Below are 14091 nucleotides of genomic sequence, written 5' to 3'. Positions count from 1 at the left end.
TCAGCCTTTTGCGACCGGCGCCTTGCCGGATGCCGTGATGAGATCGAGCAGCATCTGGGCACGGTTGGCAACGTTGCGCGGGCTCTGCGGATCGTCGACGATCGCCTGGAACCATTGCCGGGCCTTGGCGAAATCGCCGGCCTTGTAGGCGGCAAGGCCAAGAACGTCGCGCGCCGAATGACGGAAGGCGTCGGCCGGCACAGCCAGTTCCTGCGCCTCGGCGGCAACCTGATCGTAAGTGCCGGTATCGACAAGAAGATAGGCAGCACGCAGGCGAGCCGCATCGCGGACAACGACGGGGACATCCGTCTGCTTGCCGATCGCGGAGAAAGCGGCGATAGCAGCCGCCTTATCGCCCTTCTGCACCTGCAGCGTCGCGGCGCGCAAGCGCGCCAGGACCGGATAGGAACCGGGGCCGTTCTTTTCGATCGCGGCCAGCGCGGCGAGCGCTTCGTCCGTCTTGTTCTGGTCGGCCAGCGTCAGGGCCGCGATAAACTGGTCGCCGCCGCTGCCGGCCTGGTTGCCTGCCCAGTAGCGATAGCCGCTATAGGCCGCGGTGCCAAGAACGACGAGTACGGCTCCGCCGATGATCAGCCTGCCAAAACGGCGCCATACGAACCGTAGCTGGTCCGAACGCAGTTCCTCGTTCACCTCGCGGATGAAGCTATCGTCATTGAATGCCATTCTCGTCTCCGGCCCGGGCCAAATAATTCCAACAAGCTTAGAGCATGATGTCAAAAAGTATCAGCGGTTTTCGCGCGACATCATGCTCTATCTATTAAATTCCGAGAGCGGATTCTGATTTCGGGTGGATCTGACCTGAAATCGTCGCCGGCTCTACCATTAGTGGGGCCTTCTACTCCATTTTACGGCTGATGTAAGGGGGAACGGCAGAAATCGTCACATAACGAGCGGCGAAACCCCGATAATCCACGCATGAAGCTTCCAAACGATCAAAGCCCAGACGATGGCGCCGATGACGATTGCATAGAGATCGTATTTCGCCGAGACGAACGGACGCAGGGTGATCTCGCCGGCGCGCTCGCGTCGCTTCAGCGAAATGCGAAGGATCACGCCCCAGGCGAGGAAAGCGGCGAAGAGCAGCATCGCCGCACCATCACCATTGGAGAGCAGGTGCGCCAAGGCCCAGATCTTCATGGACAGCACCATCGGATGCTTCGTCCTGACTGCGATATGCCCCGCCGGCAGCAGCGAGGCGACAAGACAGATCATCGCGAACAGCATCAGCAGGATGGTGATATGGCTCATCCAGAAAGGCGGCGACCAGATCGGTGTCATGTCGCGCGCCTGGCCGAAGCCATAAATGAGGATGATCAGGGTTACGATGCTTGCGATCGAATAGGCGATCTTCCAGCCGGATTCGCCGAGGCTTGCGATCATCGAGCTGCGCAAGCCTGGAGCGACGACGCGGACCAGATGGATGCCGAGAAAAAGAACAATGCCAAGAATAAGCAATGCCATGAATGAAGCCCCCTACGGTCTTGTAATGACATCCTTATCGGCTGTGGCAAAAAAATGCCAGCATCACCGCAGCTTCGCCGCATTTACGCGAAAGGAAGGAGGCCATCTGGAGCACGCCATCGATATCGCAAGTCGACCTTCGCAAAACCGTGCTCGATCAAATCAATATTCGGTGCCCATGCTTCGCTTAGCTACCTGTTTCTCCGTCGCGTTTTCTCTTGTTCTTCCCGCCGCGGCGCATGCGGACGGCAAGCCCAAGCAGCTCGTCATGATTTCCTTCGACGGGGCTCATGACAATGCGCTCTGGACCAGGAGCCGGGAGATCGCTTCGCGCAACGGCGCGCACTTCACCTACTTTCTTTCCTGCACTTTCCTGATGAACAAGGCGCAGGCCAAGGCCTATCAGGGGCCGAAACAGCGTCCAGGCAAATCGAATGTCGGCTTCGCCAAGAGCGAGGACGATGTGCGCACCCGTATTGCCAACATCTGGGGCGCCCATCTGGAGGGCCACGATATTTCCAGCCATGCCTGCGGCCATTTCGACGGCAAGGGCTGGAGTGCTGCCGACTGGAGCCAAGAATTCATGGATGCCCGCATCGCCCTTCGCGACGCCTGGAAGAATGTCGGCCTTGCCGACAAGGAACCGCAGGGCTGGGAAGATTTCGCCACGAACGACGTTAGAGGATTCCGCGCGCCCTATCTTTCCACCAGCGACGGCCTTGTGCCGGCGGAGAAGGAGGTGGGCTTCCAGTATGATGCAAGCCTCGTCACCAAGGGCCCCGCCCTGCCGCAGGTGGTCGACGGCATCTACCGCTTCGGCCTGCCCTTGATCCCCGAGGGTCCGGAACACCGTCCGGTCATTGGCATGGACTACAATCTCTATGTCCGCCACTCGAAAGGCGCCGAGGACAAGGCGAATGCCAAGACCTACGAGGACCGCACCTTCGACGCCTTCGAAGCCGCCTTCAACAAGCAATATGACGGCGAACGCATTCCGCTGCAGCTCGGCTTCCATTTCGTTGAGATGAACGACGGCGCCTATTGGCGGGCGCTCGACCGCTTCGTCAGCGACGTCTGCCACAAGCAGGACGTCGCCTGCGTCAGCTATTCCGAAGCCATCCCGCTGATCGCCGCCAGAGGCAAGTCCCAGCAAGGGTGAGGAGCGGTCGGGCAAAACCCGAGCAATCGACCCAGTGGGTCGATTGCAGCGACGAACGCCCTCGTGGTTCGAGACGGCCCTTCGGGCCTCCTCACCATGAGGGCCTCACCTCCAGCGGCTCAACTCTTTGGATTTGTTGCGGGATCCACTCCATTCTCACCCTGAGCTTGTCGAAAGGCGAGGATGGCCCGGATCTTCTGACCAATGAAAAGGTCAGAACCTTTTGCCATCAACCGTCCGCGTGGATGACACCCGCTTCGCGCTCGAGATAGGTCTGATCGATCTCCGGTAACGGCTCGTCGTCAATGGCAGCTTCGAAGGCTTTCAGACGCTTATGGATCGACAGCAGCTCGATGATCGTCGTCCAGGAGCTGACGAGATACTGGAAGGAATTGCTGACCTGGCCAAAGGCCGTGGCGATCTGCTGCCAGATGCCGAGCGTGATCTTATGCGCGACGAAAGTCGGCACCAGTACGAAATAGAGGAAGATCGCATCGAGCTGACCGTAGGAATAACGAGCGACGTTAAAATAGGCGTAGTGGAAGTACATGCGGAAATAGTTGCGTCGAACGTTCGAGAAGAGTTCCTTCACGGTAGGCGGCTGCGCGCGGTCTTCACGGTCCTCGCCGTAAACAAGCTCCTTTCGGTAGGCCGCCTCTACGCGCTGATTGCGGAAGTTCAGCCCCGGCAGCTTGATCCCGAAGAGTGCAAGCAGGAAGGTACCGAATACCGACCAAATCAGCGCCAACCAGACGAGCGAATACGGAATTACGCCGATAATCGGCAGGTCAGTCACGTATTTCGACAGTTCCAGCAAGATCGGCAGGAAGACGATAAGCGTCATGACGGAGCCGATAAGGCTGACGCCGAGCCCTTCGAGGTTCGTTGCAAAGCGCATCGTGTCTTCCTGAACACGCTGCGATGCGCCTTCGATGTGCCGAAGCTTCTCCCATTTCGACATGTAGAAATTGTTCATCGCCCAACGCCAGCGGAAGAGATAGTGGCTTAGGAAAAACGATGAAATGACGCTGACCGCAACGCCCACCAGACCAAGCTGCGTGAACGCCCACAGCAATCCGTAGAAATCCCCATCCGTAACACCGGGCTTTCCGCCGAGCGCATTTTGCAGGAGGTCAAAGAAAGGCCGGCGCCACACGTTTACCGCTACGTCGATCTGAACACCGAAATAGGTGATGAAGACGATGAAAGCTGAGCCCCACACGGACCATGCGATCCAGGGGTTGCTCTTCGAAACCACATGCCAAAACCCGCAAAAGATCGCGGCGCAGAGAATAAAATAGAGGTAAAACAAGAAATTAGTGGGAGCAACAAAGAACGCCGCCCCTACGGGCTGCTGATCCTCGGGCAACGGCGGATACCCCATCGAGGCGACCACATGCGTGCCGAGAAGGTACCAAACGAAAACGCAGACGAGCGCCCAGATGACCGATGAGGAAAAAAACAATCTCGGATTCGGGAAGAAAGAATGAAACACGACGGTTAGGCTTCCTGTTGGTTCGAACGACCACAAATGACGTCAATTTGAGGCGAGCCTAGGACAGTTCGCCTGGAGCGGCAACCGCCGGATGCCTATTCTTACGTAGATGTAATCGCTTATCCCACGATCGTGATGCAGTTGTTCAGCTGCGAATTTTCACCCATTGGATGAATTCCTTTCCCATATGGGCGTACTCCCTTTCGAACTATCCATTGGGAAATCCGCTCCCCCTTGCGCAAAGCTATCTTACGATATATATCTTACGACATGACGAACGATATAAACCCTCACACCCAACAAGGAGAAACGATATGAGAGGTTTCAGAGATCGCATGTTCGGAGATGGCTTTGACATCGTCGAGGCATATATCCTACGACATGGCCGAGGCCGTGAATCGCACGGCGAGCACAGGAGAGACTTCATGAGAGGCTTCAAGGGCGGCATGTTCGGCGGCGGATTCCGTACCGGACGCAAGTTCGATGCGGCCGATCTGCAGCTCATCATCCTCGCCCTGCTTTCCGAGCAGCCGCGCCACGGCTATGAACTGATCAAGACTTTTGAGGAGCGCTCCGGCGGCTTCTATGTGCCGAGCCCGGGCGTCATCTACCCAGCACTCACCTATCTTGAAGAGACGGGACAGGCCGAAGTCGAGGTGAGCGGCACGAAGAAACTCTACCGCATCACTGAAAGCGGCCAGAAGCGTGTCGACGACAACCGTGATCTGGTCGAGGTCACGCTCGCCAAGCTCACCTCCATCGGCGAGAAGATGGCGCGCGTCCGGCAGGTTTTCGGTGGCGAAGATGAGGACGAGCGCGACAACCCGTTCGATCGCCATGGCGCTGGCGATGTGCATCGCGCCCGCCACCTGCTGCGCTCCGCGCTTCGCTCGAAATTCCCGTGGAGCAAGGCCGAAGGCGCACGCATCGCGGCAATCCTCGAGCGGGCCGCCGCCGATATCATCCGCGGCGAAACGAAAGCCCAGGAAGAGCCGAAGTCCGGCGATTGAGCTGCAGCATGCCGCGCAAAAGTGCGCAGCGGTGTTGCGACAAAGGCATGCGCAAAATCAAAGACCTCAAGCGCGACAAGCGAATCTGAAAGATTCGCGACGCGCTTCAGGACGTCACTTGTCCGGCAATGTCAGGATGATCGGCCCATTGCGGGTGGCGATGATCGTGTGTTCGTACTGGACCGTTGGCGCCTGCGGTTCGGCATAGAGCGTCCATGCATCGTCGCCCCCCTCCGCCCAGCTCGCGCCGAGCGAGAGAAACGGCTCGACGGTGAAGACCAGGCCATCCTCTATGATCCGGGTCTCATCAGGGTCCGCCCAGGTGGAAACCTCGGCGGGCTCTTCATGCAAAGAGCGTCCGATGCCGTGGCTGGCGAGATTGGCGATCAGCGTGTAGCGGTTCTTCTGCGCAAAGGCGCCGACGGCCTGCCCGATCTTTGAAAGCGGCGCGCCACTGCGCACCTGATTGAGACCGACCCAGAGCGCTCGCTTGCCGTCGCGGCAGAGGCGCTCGATCTTAGGCTTGACCGGCGGCACGGCAAAGGATGCGCCGGTATCGGAAAAGAAGCCGTCTTTCTCGGCCGAAACATCGAGATTGACCAGATCGCCCGCCTGGATCACGCGTGCACCGGGGATGCCGTGGGCCACTTCCTCGTTGACGCTGATGCAGGTCGCACCGGGAAACTTGTAGACCAGCTCCGGCGCCGATTGCGCGCCGGCATCCTCCAGCACCTTGCGGCCGATCGCATCCAGCTCCAGCGTGGTGATGCCCGGCTCGAGCGCAGTCGCCATGGCCTGCAATGCATTGGCGCAGATGCGACCGATATCTTTCAGCTTGGTCAGTTCTTCTTCGGTCGAGACGATCATTTACAGCTTCCGGCACTCCCGCGCTCTGCGCAACGGTTCGGCGAGAGGCTCAAGGTCGCTTTCGCCCCTTCGCTTCGCGCAGTCAATATCTTTTTGGGCTTTCTGCCAGATAGCGCGCCTTTCGAATTCCGAAAGAGCTCAAGAGCGCGGATCGTCTGACAGCAATGCCCAGCGCTCGTGGTCACACCAGACCCCGCCGATCTTCAGATATTTGGGCGAAAACCCTTCCTTGCGGAAACCCAGCCGCTTGACCAGCGCTATCGACGGATGGTTGCCCGGCTGGATATTGGCCTCGAGCCGATGCAAGCCGATGGCATCGAAGCCATGCGCCACGGCCAGGCGAACCGCCTCCGTCATGAAGCCCTGGCCGGCAAAACCCACCATGCCGTGATAGCCGAGGAAGGCGCTGCGGAAGCCGCCCCAAACCATCTGGCTGATATTGACGACGCCGACGATAGCGCCGGAGCCGGGATCGCGCGCCACCAGACCCAAGTTCGGCCCCGTCACCGTCTGGCCGAACCATGTGTCGAAACCGTCGCGATCGAGAAAGGGATAGGCCCAGGGCACATGATGCGCGCGGCTGGCGATATTGGCGGCGATCAGCTCGTCCGCATCGGATTGCCTGACCGGCGCGATAATCACTTGCGGCATGGCTCACCCCTTTTTTCGAGAAGCGAGCCTTAGCAAATCGAATCTGAAATCAAAAGCTTCGATCAAAGAACGGAATCATTTTGCGAACCGCTTCATAACGAAGATAAAGCCCGCCCCAGGCGATAACGCCGAGATAAACGCCGAACAGCAGATGCGAGAAGATCGGACTGCCGATCCGCAGATGCGTCGCGATTGCGCCGCCGAGCAGGCCCGTCAACAGAATTGCGCCAAGGATTGACGTCCTCGGGATCGCATAGAGAATGGCGCAGCCGAGCGTGATGACACCGAGAAGCCGAGCCAGCGCCGGATCGGCGGAATAGCCGAGAGCCGCCATCGTCTCCGTGACGACTGGAAGCGGAACGAGCTTGATCACGCCATCGAACAGCAGGAAGGCAATGACCAGTCCGCTCAGGATCATGCCCGCCACGCGCTGAGCCCGCGTGACCGAAGGTGTGGATGAATCGACTGCATAAGACATGTTCGTATCCCCCGGAATTGATTAGGAATTCAGATTCTGGCCGCTAGCGCGGCAAGCTGATCGGCGCACTGCCCCCATCCCTGATGGAAGCCCATGTTCTCATGCGCTTCGCGATCCTCGGCCGACCAATGCAGGACAGTCGCGGTATAGCGCGTCTTGCCGCCGCCAAGATCGTCCAGCTGGATCGTCACGACCATGAAGGGCTTTGCCGATGGCACCCAGGCGCTGACGAAAGCGTCCGTGAAAACGATCCGCTCGTTCGGAACGACTTCGAGATAGACGCCGTTGCCTGGATAATCCTCGCCCTCCGGGCTGCGCATGGTGACCGAACTCGAGCCGCCCGCGCGAACGTCGACACTGGCGGCGGACACCGTCCACGGCCGCGGCGCGAACCACTGCTTCAGCAGCTCCTCCTCCGTCCAGCAGCGAAAGATCTTGTCGCGCGGTACGTCGATGATGCGGGTCAACGAAAGTTCATGGCGCGGGGCCTGCTCGGTCATGGTCCTCTTCCTCTTTCCATTTTGACGCGGCCTGCTCGGCCTATATCTTAACGACGTTCATAGCCGTCGCTTCCCGACATGGGAGACACAAATTTTCCGATTATTTTGCAGCCGCAAGAGCATCCGCGCTCAGACGATCGAGCTGATGGCGGATATGGGCGGCCTCGGCGGGCGAACGGGCAAGCGCGATAGCCCTGTCGAAGGCGACGCGTGCCTCCTGCGCGCGGCCAAGCTGTGCAAGCAGGCCGCCCCTCACCCCATGAAAATAGAAATAGCTGTCGAGCTGCGCTTCCAGCGGCGCAATCAGCGTCAGGGCCGCCTCCGGCCCCTTCCGTTTGGAGAGCGCGACCGAGCGATTGAGCGTGACGACCGGCGACGGCGTCAGTCTCTCCAGCATCTGATAGAGCAGATCGATCTCCTCCCAGTCCGTATCCTCAGCCCTCTTTGCTCGGGAATGCAGCGCCGCGATCGCCGCCTGCACCTGATAGGGACCGGGCTTGCGGTGGCGGATCGCCTTGTCGAGCAGCGCCAGCGCCTCGTCGATCAACGTGCGATCCCAGAGCGTACGATCTTGATCTTCCAGCAGGATGATCTGTCCACTGGTGTCGAACCGTGCCTCCTTGCGCGATTGCTGCAGGAGCATCAGCGCCAGCAGCGCCATGGTCTCCGGCTCGGAGGGAAATATCCGCAACAGCAGCCGGCAAAGCCGGATCGCCTCGTCGGCGAAGGCAGCAGCCTCGCGATGCGTTCCGCCGGCCGAATAGCCTTCGTTATAGATGAGGTAGATCATGGCGCTGACGAGCGCCAGCCGTTCGCTGCGCTCGACCGCACCCGGCGTCTCGAAGGGAACGCCTGCTGCGGCGACACGCGCCTTAGCCCTTGTAATGCGCTGCTCCATCGCGCTGTCGCTGACGAGGAAGGCACGGGCGATCTGCTGCACCGAAAGGCCGGAAACAATGCGCAAAGCCAGGGCGATCTGCTGCGTCGCCGGCAAATCCGGATGGCAGCAGATGAATAGCAACCTCAAAATATCATCGCGATATCCGGAGCCATCGAGCCGTTCGGCCAGATCGCTCTCCGCATCACTCGTATCGGAGATCGCCTCCTCATCCGGCAGGCTCTGCAATTTCGCCTGCTTGCGCACCGTATCGATGCCGCTGTTGCGGCCGACGAAGATCAGCCAGGCAATGGGATCGCGCGGCGGCCCCTTGTCGGGCCAGGTCTTCAAGGCCCTGAGGCAGGCCTCCTGAAAGGCCTCCTCGGCAATATCGAGATTGCGGAAATAGCGCAGCAGAGCGCCCATGACCTGCGGCCGGGCATTGGTAAGCGCGATGTCGATCCAGGCAATATCGGTCATGTCGCGACTGCTCCCGGCCGGAAAACGTAAAGCGGGCGGATTTCATAGGAGCCAACGCCAGGATTGGCCGCGGCAAGCTCCTTCGAAAAACCGATGGCTTCGTCGAGGGTTTCGAAATCGACCACATAGAAACCGAGCAACTGCTCCTTCGTTTCCGCAAAGGGACCGTCAATGACGATCGGCTCGTTCTTACCCTTGCGCAAGGTCGTCGCCGCCGTCGTTGGCATCAAGCGTGCCACCGGGCCGAGCTTGCCAGCCTCCCTGAGCGGCTCCTGCACGGCAATCAGCCGCGCCATGGTTGCCTCCTCCTGCTCCTTGGACCAGGCGAATACGGTATCTTCGTCGTTGTAGCATAGGATCGCATAAAGCATGAGGATTCCCTTCTCCCTTTAAAGACGAAGGAATATCATCTGCTCCGACAGGCCGCGTCAAAAAATTTGTTCTGGAAAGACATCAGGTTCGGTCACGCCGAACCACCAATGTTCCCGCTTTGGCGTCGAACTCCGCGACGGCACCTATCAAAGCGCTTGCCGGACGATCGCCGTGCCCAAGCGGCAAGCCGCCGAGGATCGGCACGTTCAACTCGGCCAGATGTTCGCGCAGAATATCGATTACCGAATAAGGACGATCGAACTCGAAATCGGTGAACTGTCCAATGGCGATCCCCGCCAGACCATCCAGATGCCTCGCCTTGCGCAGCATCGTCATCTGCCGGTCCACCTGACCGGGATACAGACCGATGGCCTCAAGCAGCAGGATGGCGCCGTGCATGTCCGGCAACGCCCAGCCGGCGGATGTCGCCACCATGTCGAGATTGCCGCCGATCAGCCGACCTCTGGCCGCACCGTTTGTCGTCAGCCGCGAGGTCGCTTCTTCCGGGCGCGCAGTGATGACGATATCCTCGGTCGTCATCAACGCCTGACGCAACGAGTCATGCGTATAGGGACTGATATTCTCTTCGTTCGGCCCGATAGAGAACGCGCCGTGAATGCCGACTTGATGACAATGTCTCAGCAAGCTCAAATGCAATGCGGTGATATCGCTGAAGCTGATGACGAATTTTGGGTCCCTTCGCGCCGCCGCGAAATCCAGCTGATCGGCAATACGATAAGATCCTTTACCGCCGCGCGTGGTGAAGATCGCACGAACATCCGGATCGCGAAGCGCAGCGTTGAGATCCGCCAGCCTCTCCTCGTCGGTCCCGGCAAGATAGCTCCACTTGCGAAAGACGTGTTCGCCGAAGTCGACCTTCAGCCCCCAACCTTTGAGGATTTCGGCGTTCCTCAGAACTCTATCCCTATCGGGCGAGCTTGCGGGCGATACAAAACGCACCTTATCGCCCGGCCGCAATGGCGGCGGCATCGATATCCGACTGGTCTCTGTGCGATCGAGTGATTCCATGCCGCGATCTTGGCACGGAATCACGACAAGCGTCAGCCGCAGATTGACCGTCGGTAAGCCCCTAGCTCAAGGGTTGATGACAGCCGCAGCCGTTATCGGTGCCGGCCGCTTGGCCTTGGCATCGGCCTCCACGGTCCGGCCGGCCTTCGCCTTGCCCGCCCATAGCGGCAGCCCGACAGATTGCGAGACGCCGGGATCGGTGGTGAACACAGGGTAGCCGCGTTCGAGAAGCCGCTCGAGAACCTCACGGTCCTTGCGCACATGCAGTCGCGCGAGGTTTTCCGTGTTGTAGACATGCCCGCCGGAATCGGGGTTGATGCCGGTGATGATCACTTCGGTTGCGCCATTATAGAGCGCGAACAGGACGGCGTTAATGCCGTTGGAGCATTTGTCGTCCGCGCCGAGCTCGCTGCACTTTACCCCGCCGACCCGGTCCAGCAGCGCCATGCGCTTGTAGCGGTCGACGATTTCAAGCCTGTCGTAGCCGTAGTTGAAGGCTTTCAATCCGTCTTCCAGCCGTTGAAGTTCCTTCCGCCACAGCAGCACATAGAGCATCTTCGTCCGCTCGCCGTTCAGAACGCGACGCACCTCGACGGCATTGGTGTTCGTGCCTTCGATCTGGTTGAACTGAACGAGCGTCACGTCGGGCGTCTCTATTCCCCAGTCTTTCGTTACGACCTGCGATCCATTGATGGTGATCACCCGGAAAGTTCTGTCGAAATCCGCCGGCTTGTTCGACACTGGCGCCGATCCGACGACGAGAACAGGCCCATCGAACCGTTCGGCCAGCATCGGTGGCTTCGGTCGGGTCAGATGATACTTGATCTGCCGGTAAACGTGTTTCTTCACTTCGCTAAATTGAGCAGCCATTATCCCCGTCGTCGTCTCTCAGAAGGCATTCATTCCAAAGGAAAAAACTTTCGAAGATGGCTCGGAACATCCCCTCCGAACCAATGACGGCGTGAGTATCGCTGCGTGCCCTTATATAAGCAAAATAAAGAAATCTTACACAGCATAACCTAAGGTGAGCCGTGGCATCATGGCCATCGCCTCTACCGTGTACTCAAGGTGCGCGACACCGCGTTCTTCCACCCCTTCATTTTCGCGTTTCGCGTCTTGTCATCCATCTTAGGCTCGAACCGCCGGTCCCGCGCCCAGGCCTTGGCAAAGCCGGCGCGATCCGGCCAGACGCCGGCGCGGCTACCGGCAAGCCAGGCGGCGCCGAGGGCCGTCGTTTCCAGAATGGTCGGACGATCGACCGGTGCATTGAGCAGATCGGCAAGCCGCTGCATCGTCCAGTCGGAAGCGACCATGCCGCCATCGACGCGCAGCACCGTGTCCTGTCCACTCCCATTGCGCCAATCCTTGTGCATGGCATCCAGGAGATCGCGAGACTGATAGCAAACGGCCTCCAGCGCCGCCCGCACGATTTCTTCCGGCCCGGTGTTGCGCGTGAGGCCGAAGATCGCGCCACGGGCATCCGGATCCCAGTAGGGCGCGCCGAGACCGGTGAAGGCCGGCACGAGATAGATCTCCTGCAACGGATCGGCCTTGGCCGCCAGTTCGCCGGAGTCCGAAGCGCGCTGGATGGCCTTCAGCCCATCGCGCAGCCATTGCACCGCGGCGCCTGCAATGAAGATTGAGCCTTCTAGCGCATAAGTCGTCTCGCCGTTCAGCCGGTAGGCGATAGTGGTCAGCAGGCGGTTCTTCGAGCGCACCATGTCCGCGCCGGTATTGAGCAGCGCGAAGCAGCCGGTGCCATAAGTGGATTTCATCATGCCGCGCTCGAAGCAGGCTTGGCCGATCGTCGCCGCCTGCTGATCGCCGGCAACGCCGAGGATCGGGATTTCCGCGCCGAAATGCGTGGCATCCGCGACGCCGAAATCCGCAGCACAATCCTTCACCTCGGGCAGCATCGCGGCCGGCACGCGCAGGATATCCAGCAGCGCATCATCCCATTCGTTCGCGTCGATATTGTACATCAGCGTCCGCGAAGCATTGGTGGCATCGGTGACGAAGCTCTTGCCGCCAGTCAGCCGCCAGATCAGGAAGGTATCGATGGTGCCGAAGCAGAGGCCACCCCTGGCGGCGCGGGCGCGGGCGCCCTTCACGTTGGTGAGCAGCCAGGAGAGCTTGGTGCCAGAGAAATAGGGATCGAGCAGCAGGCCGGTACTGCGGGTGAAGAGCTTTTCCAGATCCTGACGCTTCAGCTTCTCGCAATAGCCTGCCGTGCGGCGATCCTGCCAGACGATGGTATTGTGGATAGGCTTGCCCGTCTCGCGATCCCAGACGACGACGGTTTCACGCTGATTGGTAATGCCGAGAGCGGCAATATCCTTGGCGGTGATGCCGGCGGCCTCGATCGCCCTGCGGACGGTGACGAGGACAGACGACCAGATCTCCTCCGGATCGTGCTCTACCCAGCCGGGTTTCGGATAATGCTGGGTGAATTCTTTCTGTCCGACACCGGCAACCTTCATCTTGCCGTCGAAAACGATAGCCCGCGTCGACGTCGTTCCCTGATCGATCGCCAAGACATAACCGCTCATGCGTTCCTCCCGCCTGTTGCATCCCGAAGCAACAGATACGCGAGCAAAACGAATGTGAAAAGAAAGCAAAACGAAATTTTTCGCTGAAATATGCGCTTTCCTGTTCACGGCATCGTGGGTCAAGGTGCCGCAAAAGGGACTGGCAGCAATGTGATTGCCATATCCGCAGGTTTGGGACTACAGCACCGCGCGTCACATGTGACGGGCAAAGGTCGCTGTAGCACTTTAAAGCTGCTGCATAATTTTATCCCTAAAATCGATCCCGATTTAAGGAATTATGCAGTAAGCTCAAGCCGTTTTGCACTGCAGCAGGAAGCTGCGCTGTCCAAGGAGAAGATCATGGCAAGAACAGTTGTCGTCACCGGTTCCACGAGCGGTATCGGCCTCGCCATCGCGGCCGCCTTCGCCGCCAAGGGCGATAACGTCGTCATCAACGGCTTCGGAAAGCCCGAGGAAATCGACACGATCAAGACCAAGCTCGAAGCCTCCGGCGGCGGCAAAGTGATCTATCATCCGGCCGACATGACGAAGCCCGCCGAGATCGCCGATCTGATCGCGACCGCCAACTCCACCTTCGGCAGCGTCGATGTCCTCGTCAACAATGCCGGCATCCAGCATGTCGAGAAGATCGAGGATTTCCCGATCGAGAAGTGGGACCAGATCATCGCGATCAATCTTTCCAGCTCCTTCCACACCATCCGCGCCGCCATTCCGCTGATGAAGGCCAGGAAATACGGCCGCATCATCAACATCGCTTCGGCGCATGGTCTGGTCGCCTCGCCCTTCAAATCCGCCTATGTCGCGGCAAAACATGGTATATTAGGCCTCACAAAGACGGCAGGACTCGAGCTTGCCGAATTCGGCGTGACGGTAAACGCCATTTGCCCCGGCTACGTCCTGACCCCGCTTGTCGAAAAGCAGATCCCGGATACCGCCAAGGCGCGCGGGATGACCGAGGAGCAGGTCAAGAACGAAGTCATCCTCAAGGCCCAGCCCACGCATGAGTTCGTCAAGGCTGAGGAGATCGGCGCCCTGTCGCTCTACCTTGCAAGCGACGAGGCACGCCAGGTAACCGGCACGCACGTCTCGATTGACGGTGGCTGGACCGCGGAATAACCATAGACGGTTAGGGCCGGATTCGT

15 protein-coding genes are annotated in these 14091 nt (G+C 59.5%); 3 read left to right on the top strand and 12 right to left on the bottom strand.

Features of this window, described 5'->3' with window-relative positions:
• Together FP026_RS11255 and FP026_RS11250 are read right to left on the bottom strand one after the other, a co-directional pair.
• Positions 1-684, bottom strand: coding sequence for a tetratricopeptide repeat protein (locus FP026_RS11255; RefSeq protein ID WP_149634698.1), 684 nt, complete (start codon positions 682-684; stop codon positions 1-3).
• Between the two features lie 216 nt (positions 685-900).
• Entirely contained in the window at positions 901-1482 is a 582-nt protein-coding gene (locus tag FP026_RS11250; protein WP_149634697.1) for an NnrU family protein, read from the bottom strand.
• 178 nt (positions 1483-1660) lie between these two features.
• Here FP026_RS11250 and FP026_RS11245 point away from each other — a divergent pair, with 178 nt between their 5' ends.
• Positions 1661-2641 carry a polysaccharide deacetylase gene (locus tag FP026_RS11245; protein WP_432444107.1) on the top strand — a complete coding sequence of 327 codons (981 nt, stop codon included), beginning with the start codon at positions 1661-1663 and terminating at the stop codon, positions 2639-2641.
• 229 nt (positions 2642-2870) lie between these two features.
• Here FP026_RS11245 and sbmA read toward each other — a convergent pair whose 3' ends face one another.
• The gene (gene sbmA / locus FP026_RS11240; protein WP_149634695.1) at positions 2871-4136 is read right to left on the bottom strand and encodes a peptide antibiotic transporter SbmA; all 1266 of its coding nucleotides are present in this window, start codon (positions 4134-4136) and stop codon (positions 2871-2873) included.
• Positions 4137-4561: 425 nt separating this feature from the next.
• Here sbmA and FP026_RS11235 point away from each other — a divergent pair, with 425 nt between their 5' ends.
• The gene (locus FP026_RS11235) at positions 4562-5146 is read left to right on the top strand and encodes a PadR family transcriptional regulator (RefSeq protein ID WP_149634694.1); all 585 of its coding nucleotides are present in this window, start codon (positions 4562-4564) and stop codon (positions 5144-5146) included.
• Between the two features lie 114 nt (positions 5147-5260).
• Here the strand turns inward: FP026_RS11235 and map are convergent, their stop codons facing one another.
• From map to glpK, 9 genes are all read right to left on the bottom strand, one after another.
• Positions 5261-6013 (bottom strand): type I methionyl aminopeptidase, encoded by a 753-nt coding sequence (gene map, locus FP026_RS11230; RefSeq protein ID WP_149634693.1) that lies wholly within the window; start codon positions 6011-6013, stop codon positions 5261-5263.
• Between the two features lie 138 nt (positions 6014-6151).
• Positions 6152-6664, bottom strand: coding sequence for a GNAT family N-acetyltransferase (locus FP026_RS11225; RefSeq protein ID WP_149634692.1), 513 nt, complete (start codon positions 6662-6664; stop codon positions 6152-6154).
• A gap of 49 nt (positions 6665-6713) precedes the next feature.
• Positions 6714-7142: a DoxX family protein gene (locus FP026_RS11220; RefSeq protein WP_149634691.1), complete on the bottom strand. Its 429-nt coding sequence runs from the start codon at positions 7140-7142 to the stop codon at positions 6714-6716.
• Positions 7143-7171: 29 nt separating this feature from the next.
• A complete protein-coding gene (locus FP026_RS11215; protein ID WP_149634690.1) occupies positions 7172-7642 on the bottom strand; it encodes an SRPBCC family protein in 471 nt (156 codons plus the stop codon).
• A gap of 100 nt (positions 7643-7742) precedes the next feature.
• Positions 7743-8999, bottom strand: coding sequence for an RNA polymerase sigma factor (locus tag FP026_RS11210; protein ID WP_149634689.1), 1257 nt, complete (start codon positions 8997-8999; stop codon positions 7743-7745).
• Positions 8996-9370 (bottom strand): YciI family protein, encoded by a 375-nt coding sequence (locus FP026_RS11205; RefSeq protein ID WP_092711824.1) that lies wholly within the window; start codon positions 9368-9370, stop codon positions 8996-8998. Before FP026_RS11205 ends, FP026_RS11210 begins: the two co-directional genes overlap by 4 nt.
• 82 nt (positions 9371-9452) lie before the next feature.
• Positions 9453-10400 (bottom strand): S66 peptidase family protein, encoded by a 948-nt coding sequence (locus FP026_RS11200; RefSeq protein WP_246665307.1) that lies wholly within the window; start codon positions 10398-10400, stop codon positions 9453-9455.
• Between the two features lie 66 nt (positions 10401-10466).
• Positions 10467-11270 carry a membrane-anchored protein gene (locus FP026_RS11195; RefSeq protein WP_149634688.1) on the bottom strand — a complete coding sequence of 268 codons (804 nt, stop codon included), beginning with the start codon at positions 11268-11270 and terminating at the stop codon, positions 10467-10469.
• Positions 11271-11452: 182 nt separating this feature from the next.
• Complete coding sequence (gene glpK / locus FP026_RS11190) at positions 11453-12949, bottom strand: glycerol kinase GlpK (RefSeq protein WP_149634687.1); 1497 nt, start codon at positions 12947-12949, stop codon at positions 11453-11455.
• 339 nt (positions 12950-13288) lie between these two features.
• On the opposite strand from glpK, the gene FP026_RS11185 reads away from it, so the two are divergent.
• The gene (locus FP026_RS11185) at positions 13289-14065 is read left to right on the top strand and encodes a 3-hydroxybutyrate dehydrogenase (RefSeq protein ID WP_149634686.1); all 777 of its coding nucleotides are present in this window, start codon (positions 13289-13291) and stop codon (positions 14063-14065) included.
• Positions 14066-14091: the final 26 nt, after the last annotated feature.

The organism is Martinezella tropici, from assembly GCF_008370325.1.
Taxonomy (GTDB): Bacteria; Pseudomonadota; Alphaproteobacteria; order Rhizobiales; family Rhizobiaceae; genus Rhizobium; species Rhizobium tropici_B.
Note: the sequence above shows the minus strand (reverse complement) of the source record. Positions and strands in the feature narration are given on the sequence as shown.

Excerpts from the sequence above, each read along its gene's own strand:
- FP026_RS11220 (WP_149634691.1), bottom strand. The coding sequence starts at position 7,142 with ATGTCTTATGCAGTCGATTCATCCACACCTTCGGTCACGCGGGCTCAG.
- FP026_RS11210 (WP_149634689.1), bottom strand. The coding sequence starts at position 8,999 with ATGACCGATATTGCCTGGATCGACATCGCGCTTACCAATGCCCGGCCG.
- FP026_RS11205 (WP_092711824.1), bottom strand. The coding sequence starts at position 9,370 with ATGCTTTATGCGATCCTATGCTACAACGACGAAGATACCGTATTCGCC.
- FP026_RS11225 (WP_149634692.1), bottom strand. The coding sequence starts at position 6,664 with ATGCCGCAAGTGATTATCGCGCCGGTCAGGCAATCCGATGCGGACGAG.
- FP026_RS11245 (WP_432444107.1), top strand. The coding sequence starts at position 1,661 with ATGCTTCGCTTAGCTACCTGTTTCTCCGTCGCGTTTTCTCTTGTTCTT.
- FP026_RS11185 (WP_149634686.1), top strand. The coding sequence starts at position 13,289 with ATGGCAAGAACAGTTGTCGTCACCGGTTCCACGAGCGGTATCGGCCTC.
- map (WP_149634693.1), bottom strand. The coding sequence starts at position 6,013 with ATGATCGTCTCGACCGAAGAAGAACTGACCAAGCTGAAAGATATCGGT.
- FP026_RS11255 (WP_149634698.1), bottom strand. The coding sequence starts at position 684 with ATGGCATTCAATGACGATAGCTTCATCCGCGAGGTGAACGAGGAACTG.
- FP026_RS11200 (WP_246665307.1), bottom strand. The coding sequence starts at position 10,400 with ATGGAATCACTCGATCGCACAGAGACCAGTCGGATATCGATGCCGCCG.
- FP026_RS11195 (WP_149634688.1), bottom strand. The coding sequence starts at position 11,270 with ATGGCTGCTCAATTTAGCGAAGTGAAGAAACACGTTTACCGGCAGATC.
- glpK (WP_149634687.1), bottom strand. The coding sequence starts at position 12,949 with ATGAGCGGTTATGTCTTGGCGATCGATCAGGGAACGACGTCGACGCGG.
- FP026_RS11235 (WP_149634694.1), top strand. The coding sequence starts at position 4,562 with ATGAGAGGCTTCAAGGGCGGCATGTTCGGCGGCGGATTCCGTACCGGA.
- FP026_RS11215 (WP_149634690.1), bottom strand. The coding sequence starts at position 7,642 with ATGACCGAGCAGGCCCCGCGCCATGAACTTTCGTTGACCCGCATCATC.
- FP026_RS11250 (WP_149634697.1), bottom strand. The coding sequence starts at position 1,482 with ATGGCATTGCTTATTCTTGGCATTGTTCTTTTTCTCGGCATCCATCTG.